The following is a 14,937-nucleotide window of genomic DNA, read 5'->3' on the forward strand; positions in this document are numbered from 1 at the left end:
CCGACGAGCGCCGTCGGCGGGCTGCGCGGGAGTCCCTTCAGCTGCCTCCGAGTCAGGCGATACGGGTCAGCTTGTCCGTGAAGCCCGGCTCGGTCAGATCCGTCTGGAGGGCGACCGGGACCTTGACGGCGCCGCTGCTGCCGTCACCCACGGTGAGCGTGCCCACCTGGGTGCCGGCCTTCGCGGTGTGCGGCACCTCGTCCGGGGCGAAGGTCAGCTTCACCTTCAGACCGGACCAGCCGACGGCCGTGACGTCCTTCGCGGCGACGACCGCGGTGCGACCACCGAGACCGTCGTCCACGTACCCGACGACATCGCCCTTCTTCAGGATCGTCGCCGACTCCAGCGCGTCCTGCGCGGCGCGGATGAGCTGGTCGCCGCCGTCCAGCGCGGCGCTCAGGATGGTGTTCTCCGGGCCGCCGGCGGGCTGGCGGACGACGGCGCCGATGACGGTGCGGGTCTCGCCGCCGATCTCCTTCTTCGCAGCGAACACGAGGTTGCCGAGGGCGGAGGTGGTGGTGCCGGTCTTGATGCCGACGACGTCGTTGCGGCCGACCAGTTGGTTCCAGTTGGGGTGGTTGTTGCCCTTGTAGTCGTCGTACGACATCATCGCGGCGACCTCACGGAAGGCGGGGAACTTCATCGCCGCCTTGGCCAGCTTCACCTGGTCCACGGCCGTGCTCACGGTGGTGTTGTTGAGCCCGGAGGGGTCGGTGTACGTCGTGTTCGTCATGCCGAGGTCGTCGGCGGCGGCGTTCATCTTCGCCACGAACGACTTCTCCGAGCCGGCGTCCCAACGGGCCAGCAGACGGGCCACGTTGTTCGCGGATGCGATCAGGATGCTCTCCAGGGCCTCGCGCTGGGAGATCTCGTCGCCGGCGGTGACGTTGACGGTCGACTCCTGGCCCGCGTTCGACTGGTCCTCGGCGAGCTGGTCGATCTTGATGTTCGGGCCCTCGTCGCCGCTCTTGATCGGGCGGTCGCGCAGGACGAGGTACGCGGTCATGACCTTGGCGACGCTGGCGATCGGGACGGGCTTCTGGTCGCCCGAGGAGCCGAAGCTGCCGATGCCGTCGACGTCCAGCGCGGCCTGGCCGTCGGCGGGCCACGGGATGTCGATCTTGCCGCCCTCGAAGGTGTAGCTGTCCTTCGCGGTGAGGTCGAGGGTGGGGGCCGGGAGCGGGCGCACGGACTGCACGACCGCGAAGACGATCGCGAGCAGGACGACGAGGGGCGTCCAGATCTTGACCCGGCGGATGATCGTGCGGACCGGGGTGTCCGGGGGCGGGGGCGTGTTGGTCAGCTCGGCGAGCAGGTCCAGCGGCGGCCTGGGCGGCAGGGGTTGCTGGGTGGTGCGCTCGGGGCCGATCTGGGGGACGGCGGCGGTGACGTCCGGAGTGGGGCCCTTCGGGGATTCCGCGGTGTTGGGGGTGTTGGGGGCGCTCGGGGTGTTCTGGTGGATGTCCGGCTTGAGGGCGACGAACTTGCTGGTGCGCTCGGCGGGGGTCTCGGGCGCATCGGGCTTGGGGGCCTTCAGCATGGTGGTCGGCTGGTCGACGTGCGGCTTCGTGGGGCGTACGGCCTTGAAGACGGCGGTCGGCTGATCGACGGCCGCGGCTCCGCCTTCGGCCTCCTTGCTCCCACCCGCACCACCCGCGGGTGGCTCCTGTGGGGCGCCCTCACCATCGGCGGCCGCGGGCGCGCTGCCTTCACGGGACCCGACGGCCTCGGCATCGCCAACCACCGGGGCGTCAGCGGGAACGGCGGCTTCGCCGGGGGCGGTGGGCTCGTCTTCCGCGGCCGCCGAGGCGCCCTCTGCGGGCGCGGCGGTCTCGCCGGGGGCGGTGGGCTTGGCGTCTGCGGGTGCAGTGGCGTCACCGGAGGCGGTGGGCTTGTCGTCCGCGTCCGCCGAGGCGTCTGCGGGCGCGGCGGTCTCGCCGGAGGCGGTGGGCCTGGCGTCTGCGGGCGCGGCGGTCTCGCCCGAGCCTGCCGGCTTGGCGTCCGCGGGAGCAGTGGCCTCGCCGGAGCCAGCGGGCTGGGCGTCCGCCGAGGCATCAGCGGGAGCAGCAACTTCGCCGGAAGCGGTGGGCCTTGTGTGGGCGTCCGCCGGGGCGCCAGCGGAAGCAGCAACCTCGCCGGAGCCGGTGCGCCTGGGGTCCGCGGGCGCGGCGGCCTCGCCCGAGCCTGCGGGCTTGGCGTCCGCGTCCGCCGAGGCGTCTGCGGGAGCAGCAACCTCGCCGGAGGCGGTGCGCCTGGGGTCTGCGGGCGCAGTGGCCTCGCCGGGGCCGTTGGGCCTGGCGTCCGCGGCTGCGGGCGCGGCGGTGTCGCCGGAAGCGGTGGGCTTGGCCTCCGGGTCTTCGGCCGCGGACGCGTTCTCGCCCTCGTCGGTGTCAGCGGCCGGGGTCTCGTCGTCCGTGCCGGGGGCGGCAGGCTCGGCGGCCTCGGCGGCGTTGGTGCGGGATGCCTCGGCGGCCGTTTCGGTCGCGTCGGCCGTGGTGCCCTTGCCGGTGTCCTCCGACGCGGCGTCAGCGGCTGCCTCATCGGGCTCGTCCGTGCCGGTTCTCGCCGGCTTGGCGGAGGCGTCGGTCTCGGCCTCGTCGGCGCCGGAAGCCGGCGTAGCGCCGTCCTCGACGTCACCGTCGGCCTTCGGGGCGTCCTGCGTCCCGGTGTCCGCGGAGGCCACCCAGGCCGCCACAGCCGCCTTCAGCCGATCGTCGCCCGCTGCGTCCCCGGCCGACGCCTTCGCGCCCGCGGCGGCCGCCCCGGCGCCCTCAGCAGGGCCGTCCTGCGACTCGGCATCCCCGGCCGACGCCTTCCCGCCCGCAGCGACCGCCCCCGCGCCCTCAGCGAGCTCGTCCCGCGGCTTGGCATCCCCGGCCGACGCCTTCGCGCCCGCAGTGACCGCCCCGGCACCCTCAGCGGGCTCGTCCCGCGACTCGGCGTCCTCGGACTCCGCCTCCGCCTCCGCGCCTCCGGTGCGCTCCAGCTCCGCCCTCACCGCCTCCAGTTCGCGTCGGGACAGGACCCTGGTCGCCGTGTCGACGGCGGAGCGGGACGGGGAGCTTTCGCGGGCCACCGCCAGGCGTGGGTCGCGCCTCTCGTTCTCGGATTCGGGAACCGGATTCGCGCTCCCCGACGTCGGTTCTGCCGACGACTCGCGCTGCTTCGACCTGTCGGGGGACTCGCCCGCCACCGATGCCTCCTCCATGTGCCGCCGCACGGCCTCCGTGCGCCTGCCGAACCGTGAGCCGTCGCCCGGACCCCGTGCCCGTACGACCCCCCGTGCCGCTGTCCGAACATGTACCAGTGTCCTGTGCGCGGGCCTCAACCGAAGCGGTAGACGAGAACGACATACCTACCGGTTCCCTTACGAACCGGTCACGCACTCTCGACAGATGAATGTGAGAGGGGTCACCCTGTCATTCATCCACGCGGGGAGGCATGGATGGGCAGGAGCCGCAGAACAATTCCGGAGGAGCTTCTGTTGCTGGCATTGGACCCGACCACGGGTACCACTGCACAGCCGCAGTCGCTCGACCTCGGTCTGGCCGGAGCGCAGCTAGTGGAGCTGGCGCTGGCCGGACGGATAGCCCCAGACGGGGATCGTATCGCCGTGGTGGTACCACGGCCGACTGGAGATCCAACATTGGACTGCGCGTTGGAGTTGCTGCGAAGGCGTGGCGCTCCCGTGCGTGCCGTCCACTGGATCGGCGGGCCCCGGCTGGGGCTGCGCCAGACCTATCTCTCGCATCTGGAGCGGTGCGGCATGGTGCACGCCGTGGCCGGTCAGATGTGCGGGGTGCTGCCGACGACTCGCTATCAGGCGACGGACAACGCCATCAGCCGGGAGATCAAGGCCCGGCTGGACTCCGCGATCCGTACCGGCGTACCGCCGGACCCACGGACCGCGGCGCTCGCCGCCCTGGCACACGCGGTCGGCCTCGGCAAGCACCTGTATCCGGGCAATGAGGGCAGGTCCTCAAGGTCCCGGCTGCGGGACCTGATCAGGCACGACCCCATGGGCGGTCTCGTCGCGCACGCCGTGATGGACGTCCAGAACGGCGCGGCCGCCCAGCCACGCCGCAGCCCGGCCCCGGCCGGCCGTCAGGCCGCCCCGGGAGGCAGGGCCGTAGCGGAACCCGCCCATGGCGTTCCGTTGCAGCCACGCCGCGGATCCATGGCGCGCGTCGTGGCCCACTGAGCCGCGGCCCACGACGCACCGCCCGAACCACACGCTCCATATGTTTCACCCGCTCCACCGCACGCCACGTGCAGCGCCGCACCGCAGTGTCCCCAAGACCCGGTACGGGAGCCGCTGGTCCGCGCGGGGCGACGGGACCGTACGTCCGGACGACCGGACGGGGACGACGGTTCCGCCGCCCCGCGCGGCCGCATGTGCCGGGCGGGCCGCCGAACTGGCGTGTATCCAGCGCATATCCACCGTTTCCCAGCGGTAGTAAGCACCTTGGTGGCAGTCTGCTCAGCAGCAGATACGCAAAGTGGCAATCACAGGCAGGCAGCCGGAGGTGCACGTCCCGTGGCGTCCAATGTCAATCCCACCGTCAGGCGACGCCGGCTGGGCCAGGAGTTGCGCCGGCTCCGTGAGCTCAAGGGCATGACGGCCGAGGAAGTGGCCGAGCGGCTGCTGGTGTCGCAGTCGAAGATCAGCCGGCTGGAGAACGGCCGGCGCAGCATCAGCCAGCGTGACGTCCGCGATCTGTGCGGGGTCTACGAGGTGGAGGACCACCGGATCGTGGATTCGCTGATGCAGATGGCCAAGGACTCGCGGCAGCAGGGATGGTGGCACTCCTTCGGCGACATTCCGTACAGCGTCTACATCGGGCTGGAGACGGACGCGGCGAGTCTGCGGGTGTACGACCCGCAGGTCGTCCCGGGGCTGTTGCAGACCAAGCAGTACGCGGAGGCCCTGATCGCCGGGGCGCTGCCCGAGACCGCCTCGGCCGAGATCGAGAAGCGGGTCCAGGTGCGCATGCGCCGACAGGAACGAATCTCCACCGAGGAGAACCCGCTGCGCCTGTGGACCGTCATGGACGAGGCCGCCCTGCGCCGGGTCGTCGGCAACCGCTCCCTCATGCGCGACCAGCTGGAACAGCTCGTCGAGCAGTCCCAGCTGCCGCACGTCACCGTGCAGGTGATCCCCTTCGAGATGGGTGCGCACCCGGGTCTCAACGGGCAGTACGCGATCCTGGAGTTCCCGGACGCGGCCGACTCCAGCGTCGTCTACATCGAGGGCGTCACCAGCGATCTGTACCTGGAGAAGGCGAACGACGTCCAGAAGTACAGCGTGATGTACGAGCACCTGCGGGCGCAGGCCCTGAACGTGGAGCAGTCACGCCAGTTCATCGCGGACATCGCGAAGGAGTACGCGCGCTGAGCGCCCGTCCCGACCGGAGAAACGCCGCACGGTACACCGTCTCCCGGCCGGGATGGAAGAGTCCTCTGGAATATGCACCCACCCGAGTGAATAGTCGCTTCGTCAGCCGATGTTGGCGAGTAGCGTCGATCACGCCACCCCGCAACACAGGTTGGCGTGAATCGTCCTGCGGGATCCGGTCCGGACGCGCAGGGCGATGACAGCAACTCAACATCTGGCAATTCGGAGCAAACATGGCAATTCGTCAGGGTTCCACGGACACGTGGACCAAGTCCTCGTACTCCACAGGAAACGGCGCGTGCGTCGAGGTCAAGTCACCGATTACGGCGGCCATGGCGGTGCGGGACTCCAAGGTTCCCGAGGGCCCGATCCTGGCGTTCCCCGCTCAGGCGTGGAACACGTTCGTGGCGTCGGTCAAAGCGTAAGGGGCGGGTCCGTCTGATCCACCACCTTCAACCGACCTCACGATCAACAACTGCACAAGCACCACAGGTAGAGCCCTCTCGACCAGCCCGCCGTCCTTGCCGAGGGGGCTCGGCTGTGCGCGCGTTCAGCGCAACTCGGCGACGTACCGGTCCGTCCCCGGCACCGTCGGGACGAACGGCGCCACCAGCTCCACCCGCCCCAGCCCCGACTCGCCGACGGCCGTGTCCAGGTCGGTGAAGTGCCCCCCCCCCCCCCCAGCACTCCCTCGGATCCGCCTCCAGGAACCACAGCAGTGTCAGCCGGGTGTCGACGCCCTCGACCTGCTTCACATAGGACATGCGGTCCAGCGGCAGGGGCGTGGGCCGGAAGAGCGTCACCATCGCGGCCGGTGAGCCCGCCAGGCGCCTCGGGAGGTGCCGCCCGCGCAGCCACTCCAGCAGCTCGTCGCGCCGCTCCGGTGAGTCGGCGTCGACGACTTCGACGACCAGGCCCGCGTAGGGGTGGTCCAGGGCGTGGAAGTCGCGGGGGCCCGCCGCGCCGTCGCGGTACACCGTCGCCTCGTGGTCCTGGAACGCCGTGAAGACGTGCGTGCGGTCCTGGTAGACGCGGGCGTCGCGGTTGAGGCGCCTGTTGATGCCCACCGTCCAGCGCATGTGATCGGCGTAGCGGCCGGCGGTGATCCAGTACGTGGAGATGTAGCAGCCGGCGGTGACCGGCTGGGCTATCGCCGACTTCTCCGGGTAGCGCAGGAGTTGGAGGTCACGGGTCGCCACCCAGCGCCGCCCCGCGTACATCCAGGGCATCGCCATCGCGCCGGCGTAGTAGTGGTCGTCCTCGTACCAGCGGTTGTAGGCGTACTCATGGCCCGGATGCGGTTCGACCATGGTGATCAGGGCATGTCCCGGGCGGACCCCGTACGGGCCGACGGCCGCCAGTTCGGCGTACATCTCGCTGCGGGTGTCCTCGCTCATGCGGTTCCCCTTTCCTCGGCTCGCCCATACTCTGACGCTCCGTCAGATATTGCGCCAGAGTCGGGAGGCAGCGGGATGTCACTGCTCGCGGGCAAGACCGTCGTCGTATCGGGAGTCGGCGCCGGGCTCGGTCACCAGGTCGCCGCCGCGGTCGTGCGCGACGGCGGGAACGCGGTACTCGGGGCGCGCACGGAGGCCAACCTCGCCAAGACCGCGGCCGAGATCGATCCGGACGGGGCGCACACGGCGTACCGGGCGACGGACATCACCGACGAGGGGCGGTGCGAGGCACTGGCGGCGCTCGCGCGGGAGCGGTTCGGGCGGATCGACGCGGTGGTCCATGTGGCCGCCCTGGACAGCCATTTCGGCGGTCTGGAGGACGCCGACTTCACCACCTGGCAGTCGGTGATCGAGGTGAACCTGCTCGGGTCATTGCGGATGACGCGAGCGTGTCTGCCGGCACTCAAGGCGTGCGGGGGCTCGGTCGTCTTCATCGGGACGCAGTCCTCGGTCGCCGCCCCGTCACAGGTACGGCAGGCGGCGTACGCGGCGTCGAAAGGGGCGCTGACGAGCGCGATGTACTCGCTGGCCCGGGAACTCGGCCCGTTCCGGATCCGGGTCAACACCGTGCTGCCGGGCTGGATGTGGGGGCCGCCGGTGCAGGCCTACGTCCAGTTCGCCGCGCAGAGCGAGGGCGTGCCGGAGACGGACGTACTGAAGCGGCTGACGGAGCGGATGGCGCTGCCCGAGCTGGCCACGGACGGGGACGTGGCGGACGCGGCGGTGTTCCTGGCATCGGACAGGGCAAGGTCGATCACGGGACAGTCGTTGCTGGTCAACGCGGGGGAGCTGATGCGATGAGTTCATGTAGGTGAACGCAGACCCTCATGACGAACACTTTTACCTCCCTTTGACCTTCCGCTCACTTGTCGTGCTCACGCGACAGCGCCCACGATGAGCGCCGGGCTGAACCCTGGGAGGGCGCACATGAACGGTCTCGACTGGGCCGTGCTCATCGGCTACTTCGGCGTGATGGTGGCGATCGGAGTCTGGTCGCACAAGCGGGTGGACAACGTCAGCGACTTCTTCACCGCGGGCGGCAAGATGCCGTGGTGGCTGTCCGGGATCTCGCATCACATGTCGGGATACAGCGCGGTGATGTTCACCGGGTACGCGAGCATCGCCTACACCTACGGCGTCACCTCATTCATCACCTGGTCCTTCCCCATCGCGCTCGGCATCGCCATCGGGTCGAAACTGTTCGCGCCGCGCATCAACCGGCTGCGCTCACGGCTCCATGTGGCGTCCCCGCTGGAGTATCTGAAGAACCGTTACGACCTGAAGACCCAACAGGCGCTGGCCTGGTCCGGCATGCTGCTGAAGATCGTGGACGTGGGCGCCAAGTGGGCCGCGATCGCGACGCTGCTGTCGGTGTTCACGGGTGTGTCGCTGAACCAGGGCATCCTCATCACCGGCTGCATCACCGCCGTCTACTGCACCATCGGCGGACTGTGGGCGGACGCCCTCACCGAACTCGGCCAGTTCGTCATCCAGTTGCTGGCCGGCGTCGCGATGTTCGTAGCCGTGATCATGGAGCTGAACGACAAGGGCATCGGCTTCCTCGGCGCCTGGGACGAGCCGGAGCTGAAGGGCCACGGTGAGCCGCTGGTCGGGCCGTACGGAACCGTCTTCCTGCTCGCGTTCCTCTTCATCAAGCTCTTCGAGTACAACGGCGGCATGCTCAACCAGGCCCAGCGGTACATGGCGACGGCCACCCCGCGGGAGGCGGAGCGCTCGGCGCGGCTGTCGGCGGTGCTGTGGCTGGTCTGGCCGGTGGTGCTGTTCTTCCCGATGTGGATGTCGCCGCTGCTGGTCACTTCGCAGAAGGGCGACGGCTCCGACTCCTACGCCCTGATGACCGAACAGCTGCTGCCGCACGGCCTGTTGGGCCTCGTCATCGTCGGCTTCTTCTCGCACACGATGGCCATGTGCTCCTCCGACGCCAACGCGATCGCGGCCGTGTTCACCCGGGACGTGGCGCCGGTGCTGTCGAAGCAGGCCCGGGCCTGGGGCGAGCGGTCCGGTCTGATCGCGGCCCGGGTGACCACGGTCGTCTTCCTCGGCCTGTCGATGGCGGTGGCGACCCAGGTCAACTCCCCCACCTTCAAGGACATCATCACCGTCGTGATCAAGTGGGTCGCCGGTCTCATGGGCCCGATCGCCATCCCGATGATGCTGGGCCTGCTCCGCCAGTTCCGCCGCTCCGGCCCGACCGCCGCCCTGGTCAGCTGGTCGATGGGGCTGCTCGCCTTCTGGCTGGTCAACTACCCCATCAGCTGGAACGTCGAGGGCGGTGTGCCGCTGCAGTACCAGGTCTCCATCCCGCTGGCGGTCTCACTGGTCCTGTACATCCTCATCGGTTTCATCAAGCCGGAGGACACCCCGGAGCGGCTCGCGATCGTGGAGCGCATCAACACGGACGACGACGGGGCCGCGGCGGCCGCGGTGCCGGCTCAGGGGGATCCGGTGGAGGACGCGGTGGGGACGCGTGTGAAGGACTGAGCCCGGGGCCGCCACCCGCGATCGTCAGCCGGTGGCGGCCCCGGACGTCAGCTTCTCCTTCGCCCCCGTATCTCCTTCGCCTCCGTCAGTTCTTCGGCACCTCACCGATCCTGTCGGCGATCCCGACACCCAGCAGCGCCTGCTCGTCGGTGCCGAGGAACTTCAGGGACTTCCTGTCGAAGACCCAGGTGTCCTGGTCGTCGCGGTCCTTGAACCTGAGGCCGACTCCCTCGCGCCCGGTGACGTCCTCGGCGCTTCGGACCACCGAGACGCCGGGGATCTTCGCTGCGGCGCGGTAGAGGGCGGCGTTCAGCTCGGGGAGCAGGGTCGACGGCGGCAGCATCGCGCCGATCTCCTCCAGCGCGGCCTCCTCGTGCGAGCCCTCCCCCTCGGTGTCGTCCCAGATCTTCCGGTACAGCTCCTCCGGGTCGGTGGGCAGGGTTTCGAGCTCCTGGTAGTAGGTGACGTTCGGGTCGCGCCCCAGCTTCATGTCACCGTCGTGGAGGTACGGATTGTCCCTGCCGGAGAGGATCTTGATCCGGGCGAGCCCGGACCGCCCGCCGTCGGCCGGCTGCCACTCGTCCCGCCGGACGTTGCTGACGCCGTACTCCTCCACGTCCTGCTCCTGCTGGGTGGCCACGTAGACGTACTGGTCGTCGCGGACGGGCGGGGTGGGCTGGGCGGCGGCCACGACCGCGATGCGGTTCAGCAGATCGACGGCCTGCTGGTCGGGCGCGCGATCCTCGCGGCCGAGGACGACGGTGGCCGTGACGGCGACAGCGGCGGCGGCGACGAGGGGGACGGCTATGGCGGCGAAGCGCCGACGGGGGCGGGTGGTGGTGCCGGGGGCGGTTGCGGGGTCCGAGGTGAGCTCGCGCATCAGGTGGTCCTTCAGGACGGTCCGGCAGTCGCTGGACAGGACCGGATCACCCGGGCTCGGCAGCAGCCTGGCCAGTTCCTCGCGTTCGTCGCGCTCTGCGGGATTCATCGGTGGTTCTCCTGTGTCGACCGGGCCGCGTCGGTGCGGCTGCCCGTTACCTGTCCGGTGCGTGAGGATCGTCCCGGTTCGTTGCCCTTTTTCTCTTTCACGAGTTCCTCCTCGGCCAGTCGGCGCAGTTTCTGGCGGGTGCGGGCGAGGCGGGATCGTACGGAGGCGGGTGTGACGCCGAGGGCCTCGGCGGCGGCCGCGTAGCTCAGGCCGGACCACACGCACAGGGCGAACACCTCCCGCTCGGGCCTGCGCAGCCGTTGCAGTGCGGCGCGGGCGGCGGCGAGCCGTTCGGCGTCCGCCATCCGGCCGACCAGCTCGTCGGCGAAGTCGGGCACCGTCTCCAGATCCCGGCGACGGTCGGGGAGCCGGGCCAGGGCGGCGCTGTGGCGGCGGGCGGTGCGGCGGGTGTTGCGCAGGACGTTGGTGGCGATGCCGTAGAGCCAGGGGCGCAGACCGTCACCGTCGTGGGCGTCGCGGTCGTCGGGTCTCAGCCGCTCCCGTAGCCGCCACGCCTCCAGGAACGCCAGGGACACCACGTCCTCGGCAGCGCCGCGATCCGCGGTCAGGCGGGCGGCGTGGCCGTACAGGGCCTGGGCGTGGGCGGCGAAGAGTTCGGCGAAGGCCTCCGGGTCGCCGGCCCGTATCCGGGCGCGCAGGGAAAGTTCCACACCCTCCCCTGTCCGGCCGGCGGCGGGCGTCTCTGTGACGCCGCGCACATTCGTGGCGTACGGCTCAGGCTCGCGGATACCGCGCCAGCCAGCCCGGGGAGGACCCGGCCGGGCCGTGCAGCGCGGGGCCCTGGGTCATCTCCATGGCGAAGTCGTCGGCGAGTTCGAGCATGGTGGGGCGGCCCTCCAGTTCGGCCAGCCAGGCCGGGGGCAGGGCCGTCTCGCCGTGCAGGGCGCCGAGCAGGCCGCCGGTGAGTGCGGCCGCGGCGGCGGACGGGCCGTCGTGGTTCACGGCGAGGCAGAGGCCGTGACGGACGTCCTCGCCGACCAGGGCGCAGTACACGGCAGCCGCGAGCAGCCCGTCCGCCGAGCCGTCGGCCGCGAGCTCCTCCACCCGCGCCGGTGTGGGCATGCCCTGCCGTACGGCGCCCAGCGCGTGCTGCAACGCGTCCGACACGGGCTCGTGCCCGGGCCGCAGGGCGAGCAGCGCGAGCGCCCGCTGTACGGCGCCGTCGAGGCTCTCCCCGCAGGCCAGACCATGCACGATCACGGCGTACGCGCCCGCCGACAGGTAGGCGATGGGGTGGCCGTGGGTCTGCGTCGCGCACTCCACTGCGAGCTGGACGACGAGCTGCGGCTCCCAGCCGACGAGCAGCCCGAAGGGCGCGGAACGGGCGGTGGCCTCGGGCCCGAGCTCCGTGGAGTTCTTCGGCGCCTCCAGCGTGCCCATGGTCTCGTCGCCGAGGCCGATCAGGAGCGCGCGGGCCGGATCCCTGCGGGCGTACAGCCACTCCTCGCGGGCCAGCCAACCGTCGTCCTTGCGGCGCTCGTCGGGCCCCCAGTCCCGCTGGGTGGCGGCCCAGCGCAGATACGCCCGGTGCACGTCGGTGGGCGGATGCCAGGCCCCGGTGTCCCGTCTGACCTGGGCTCTTATCAACCCGTCCATGGAGAAGAGCGTGAGCTGCGTGAGATGACTCACGGCCCCGCGCCGCCCGTACCCGAACCCCAGGTCGACGATGCCCTCGGCACCGTACTGCTCCTGGATCTCCTCCAGCCCGAGCCCGTCCACGGGCGCCCCGAGGGCATCCCCGACGGCCACACCGAGCAGCGTCCCACGCACCCTGCTACGGAAGTCCTGCTGCTCGGTACGGCCCCAGACGGCGCCGACTGTCGCACCCACCAAGACCTCCCCGTGACAGCGTTCCGTACGACCGTTCGTCACTGTAATCGAACGGGGACGGTCGGTTCAGGGGGCGGATTGGTATGCGGGATGTGGCCGAAGTGATCCCGATTGGTCAGTCATCGGCCTGGTCCGTCACAGCCCCGCCTCTGCCTCAGCGGCATCCCGAAGAGGTGTTGTGTGAGGGCCGGGATCCTGCTCGGCGCGATACGCGCGACGGCAGCTCGCAGCGCGTCCGGAGTCAGCTCGGGCATGGGGATCAGCGGTACGGGCATGTCGCTACGCCGCCACACGGCCCGGACGGCAGTCGCGGCATCGGCCCGGCACCGCTGCGCGGAAGGCCCGCTCGCAGCCATCGCAGGTCTGGAGTGGATCCGGGCGAAGGGGGGCAGGAGGGCACGCCGGAGTCGGGAGGGGCGGCGGGAGCAGTGCTTCGAGGCGGTGGGCGAGGAATGCCGCCGGGTTGTGGATGGGGTCCTTGGGCAGGCCGTTCGTCAGGGTTCGCTGTACGGCGGTGGGCGGAACCCCCCTCTCCAGCCAGGCGGAGACGGCCGGTGCCAGGCGGTGGACGTCCCGTTCGGCCAGCAGCAGGCGGGAGTCGTAGGCACGCAGACCGGCGAGGAGGTCGATGGCGGCGCGGGGCTCGGCCGCCGTCTGCGGGCCGGGCGGCAGAGCCGGACGCGGGGCAGGCTTCGCGGCCGCTCGGACGACCGCGAGGCCCGGCTTGTTGTACGAGATCGTCCGGGTCACGACGTGGCCCGATTGAAGACGCTCCTTGGTGCGAGCCAGGTATCCGTGCGCCTCAAGCTCCCGCAGGGCCGCGGCGATCCGGATCTCCCCCTCGGGGAACTTCGCGGCGAGGGTCTTGATCCCGACCGGTGTCCGGGCGGGCAGCGACTGGATGTGGACCGCCAGCCCGATCGCCGTCAGGGACAGCTCCGGGTGCTGGGCGAGGTGGTTTCCGACCACGACGAACTGTTCGTGGTGGGGCTCGGTGACGTGCTCGACGCCTCCGGCGGAAGAGCCGGACTTGGCGCGCGCGGGCGCGCTAGGGTTCTGGTCAGTCATCGGGAAGGGGCTTTCTTCCTGGTGTTAGGCCCTCGCATTGGGATGCCAGTCCCGGCGGGGGCCGATTCATGTGTGCGGTTTGCGGTACGTCTGCGGCTGACGCTGCACCATCGAAACCCTTGCGCGCCAGCCGAGTTGGCGATGTTCACCCCTGCGGGTGATCGACAGGGGCGGTGGGGGTGGGTTGGTTCTTTTCCCGGTTCTTTGGTCTTTGGCGTCGGGAGCGGCCGGGTCACGACTCCCCGCGATCCGGTGTCAGTTCGGCCCACACCGTCTTGCAGTTGGCCTGAGCCTCTTCGACGCCCCACCGGTCCGCGTACGCCGCCACGATCAGCAGGCCCCGTCCCGATTCCGCCTCCCCGCTCACCGTGTCCTGGACCTGCGGGATCCGGTCACCCCGGGCGTCGGTGACCTCGACGCGGAGGGTGCCGTCGGAGTGCAGCAGCAGCCTCAGCCGGAAGTCCCGTCCCGGGACACGGCCGTGACGTACGGCGTTCGACGCCAGCTCGGCCGCGATGTGCGCCGCGCCCTCGAAGGGGAGTCCCCAGTCGTCCAGTTGGCGTTCGGTGAGCAGCCGGGCCAGTCGAGCACCTCTTCGAGTTGCGGACAGCTGAACCGTGAAGTGGTGCGTGGGCAAGGTGATTTGGGGGAGGGATTTCTGGCTCATGTCACCCAGCGTGGCCAGCTGTTCGTACGCTGAACAGTGATGACCTCAGTACGGAGAGTTACTGTCCGGGTGGGTGACGGGGTCGTACGGCTCGTACGTCGGGAGGGGTGTGAGGGTGGAGGACGAGGAGGCCGAGGCCGTTCTCAGGACGGTCGGACGGCAGATCAAGATGTGGCGGGAGGCCGCCGGGAAGAAGCAGGGGGAACTGGGCGCCGCCATCGGGTACGGCGAGGAGATGGTCTCGTCCGTGGAGCGGGGGCGCCGGATTCCGAAGCCGGACTTCCTGGACAAGGCCGATGAGGTGCTGGGGGCGGACGGGAAGCTCGCCTCGATGAAGGAGGACGTAGAGAGGGCGCGGTACCCGAAGAAGGTTCGGGATCTGGCGAAGTTGGAGGACGAGGCGGTCGAGCTGGGCGCCTTCGCCGCCCTCCATATCCACGGGCTGTTGCAGACCCCGGAGTATGCGCAGGCACTCTACGAAATGCGGCGGCCGGCTTACACAGAGGAGGAGGTCGACCGTCTCGTCGCGGCGCGTATGGCCAGGAAGGCTGTGTTCGAGCGCACGCCGCGCCCTCAGAGGGCGTTTTGTCTACATTTAAAATATCCCTTTTGTGTATACATGTGCACTTGATTCGGCAATGTTACACGTCTTAATCATCTCGAATGTCGGCTTTGATGCTTGGCTGGCGAGGCCTGCCAGCTCATCAAATGGATGTTTCATTCCATGTTTAAACCAAACGCTATCTGTGGCAGAAAAACGGCATGAAACACCCCTCGTGATCGTCGCATGTCACTACGTGAATCGGGATGTTGGGGATGCGCAGGGCGAACTCGGCATGGGATAAGTGCAGCATTAGCGTCTATCTATAGACAAAACGCCCTCTCAGAGGGCGTTTAGGAACGTCTTGTGTGCATAAGTCGCTTGTGTGGCCTGATCGGTTCGAGTAGTTACACTCGATCAATACCTATTTGCGCCTCCCGAGGCGTCGGTCTGGACGTCCGTTTGGTT

General features: G+C 69.9%; 11 protein-coding genes and 2 pseudogenes. 6 read left to right on the forward strand and 7 right to left on the reverse strand.

Translation table 11 applies throughout. The features are described 5' to 3' along the window. Positions 1–52: 52 nt before the first annotated feature. Positions 53–3,193: a D-alanyl-D-alanine carboxypeptidase gene (locus ACZ7NC_RS06180; RefSeq protein ID WP_471485348.1), complete on the reverse strand. Its 3,141-nt coding sequence runs from the start codon at positions 3,191–3,193 to the stop codon at positions 53–55. Positions 3,194–3,445: 252 nt separating this feature from the next. On the opposite strand from ACZ7NC_RS06180, the gene ACZ7NC_RS06185 reads away from it, so the two are divergent. The 3 genes from ACZ7NC_RS06185 (at position 3,446) to ACZ7NC_RS06195 (ending at position 5,820) form a co-directional block, all read left to right on the forward strand. Continuing rightward, entirely contained in the window at positions 3,446–4,201 is a 756-nt protein-coding gene (locus tag ACZ7NC_RS06185; protein ID WP_471485350.1) for a GOLPH3/VPS74 family protein, read from the forward strand. Positions 4,202–4,537: 336 nt separating this feature from the next. Then, positions 4,538–5,395, forward strand: a complete 858-nt coding sequence (locus ACZ7NC_RS06190; protein ID WP_471485351.1) for a helix-turn-helix domain-containing protein — start codon at positions 4,538–4,540, stop codon at positions 5,393–5,395. A 233-nt stretch (positions 5,396–5,628) separates the two neighbouring features. Then, complete coding sequence (locus ACZ7NC_RS06195; protein ID WP_471485353.1) at positions 5,629–5,820, forward strand: DUF397 domain-containing protein; 192 nt, start codon at positions 5,629–5,631, stop codon at positions 5,818–5,820. A 125-nt stretch (positions 5,821–5,945) separates the two neighbouring features. Here ACZ7NC_RS06195 and ACZ7NC_RS06200 read toward each other — a convergent pair. After that, positions 5,946–6,792 (reverse strand): annotated as a pseudogene (locus ACZ7NC_RS06200) (hypothetical protein). Positions 6,793–6,867: 75 nt separating this feature from the next. Between ACZ7NC_RS06200 and ACZ7NC_RS06205 the strand changes: the two are divergent. Both ACZ7NC_RS06205 and ACZ7NC_RS06210 read left to right on the forward strand, forming a co-directional pair. After that, positions 6,868–7,653 (forward strand): SDR family oxidoreductase, encoded by a 786-nt coding sequence (locus ACZ7NC_RS06205; RefSeq protein WP_471485354.1) that lies wholly within the window; start codon positions 6,868–6,870, stop codon positions 7,651–7,653. Positions 7,654–7,779: 126 nt separating this feature from the next. Beyond that, the gene (locus ACZ7NC_RS06210; RefSeq protein ID WP_471485356.1) at positions 7,780–9,354 is read left to right on the forward strand and encodes a sodium:solute symporter family protein; all 1,575 of its coding nucleotides are present in this window, start codon (positions 7,780–7,782) and stop codon (positions 9,352–9,354) included. 85 nt (positions 9,355–9,439) lie between these two features. Here ACZ7NC_RS06210 and ACZ7NC_RS06215 read toward each other — a convergent pair whose 3' ends face one another. The 5 genes from ACZ7NC_RS06215 to ACZ7NC_RS06235 all read right to left on the reverse strand — a co-directional run bounded on the left by ACZ7NC_RS06215 (position 9,440) and on the right by ACZ7NC_RS06235 (position 13,928). Next, a complete protein-coding gene (locus tag ACZ7NC_RS06215; RefSeq protein ID WP_471485358.1) occupies positions 9,440–10,342 on the reverse strand; it encodes a CU044_5270 family protein in 903 nt (300 codons plus the stop codon). Further along, complete coding sequence (locus ACZ7NC_RS06220) at positions 10,339–11,013, reverse strand: RNA polymerase sigma factor (RefSeq protein ID WP_471485360.1); 675 nt, start codon at positions 11,011–11,013, stop codon at positions 10,339–10,341. The genes ACZ7NC_RS06215 and ACZ7NC_RS06220 overlap by 4 nt, the downstream gene beginning before the upstream one ends. A 64-nt stretch (positions 11,014–11,077) precedes the next feature. Next, positions 11,078–12,193: an ADP-ribosylglycohydrolase family protein gene (locus tag ACZ7NC_RS06225; protein ID WP_471485362.1), complete on the reverse strand. Its 1,116-nt coding sequence runs from the start codon at positions 12,191–12,193 to the stop codon at positions 11,078–11,080. A gap of 279 nt (positions 12,194–12,472) precedes the next feature. Continuing rightward, complete coding sequence (locus ACZ7NC_RS06230) at positions 12,473–13,261, reverse strand: helix-turn-helix domain-containing protein (RefSeq protein WP_471485363.1); 789 nt, start codon at positions 13,259–13,261, stop codon at positions 12,473–12,475. A 232-nt stretch (positions 13,262–13,493) separates the two neighbouring features. After that, positions 13,494–13,928, reverse strand: a complete 435-nt coding sequence (locus tag ACZ7NC_RS06235; RefSeq protein WP_471485365.1) for an ATP-binding protein — start codon at positions 13,926–13,928, stop codon at positions 13,494–13,496. Positions 13,929–14,043: 115 nt separating this feature from the next. Between ACZ7NC_RS06235 and ACZ7NC_RS06240 the strand changes: the two are divergent. Continuing rightward, positions 14,044–14,514: pseudogene (locus tag ACZ7NC_RS06240) on the forward strand (Scr1 family TA system antitoxin-like transcriptional regulator); the annotation flags it as partial. Positions 14,515–14,937: the final 423 nt, after the last annotated feature.

This window comes from Streptomyces sp. NPDC111802 (assembly GCF_055634335.1).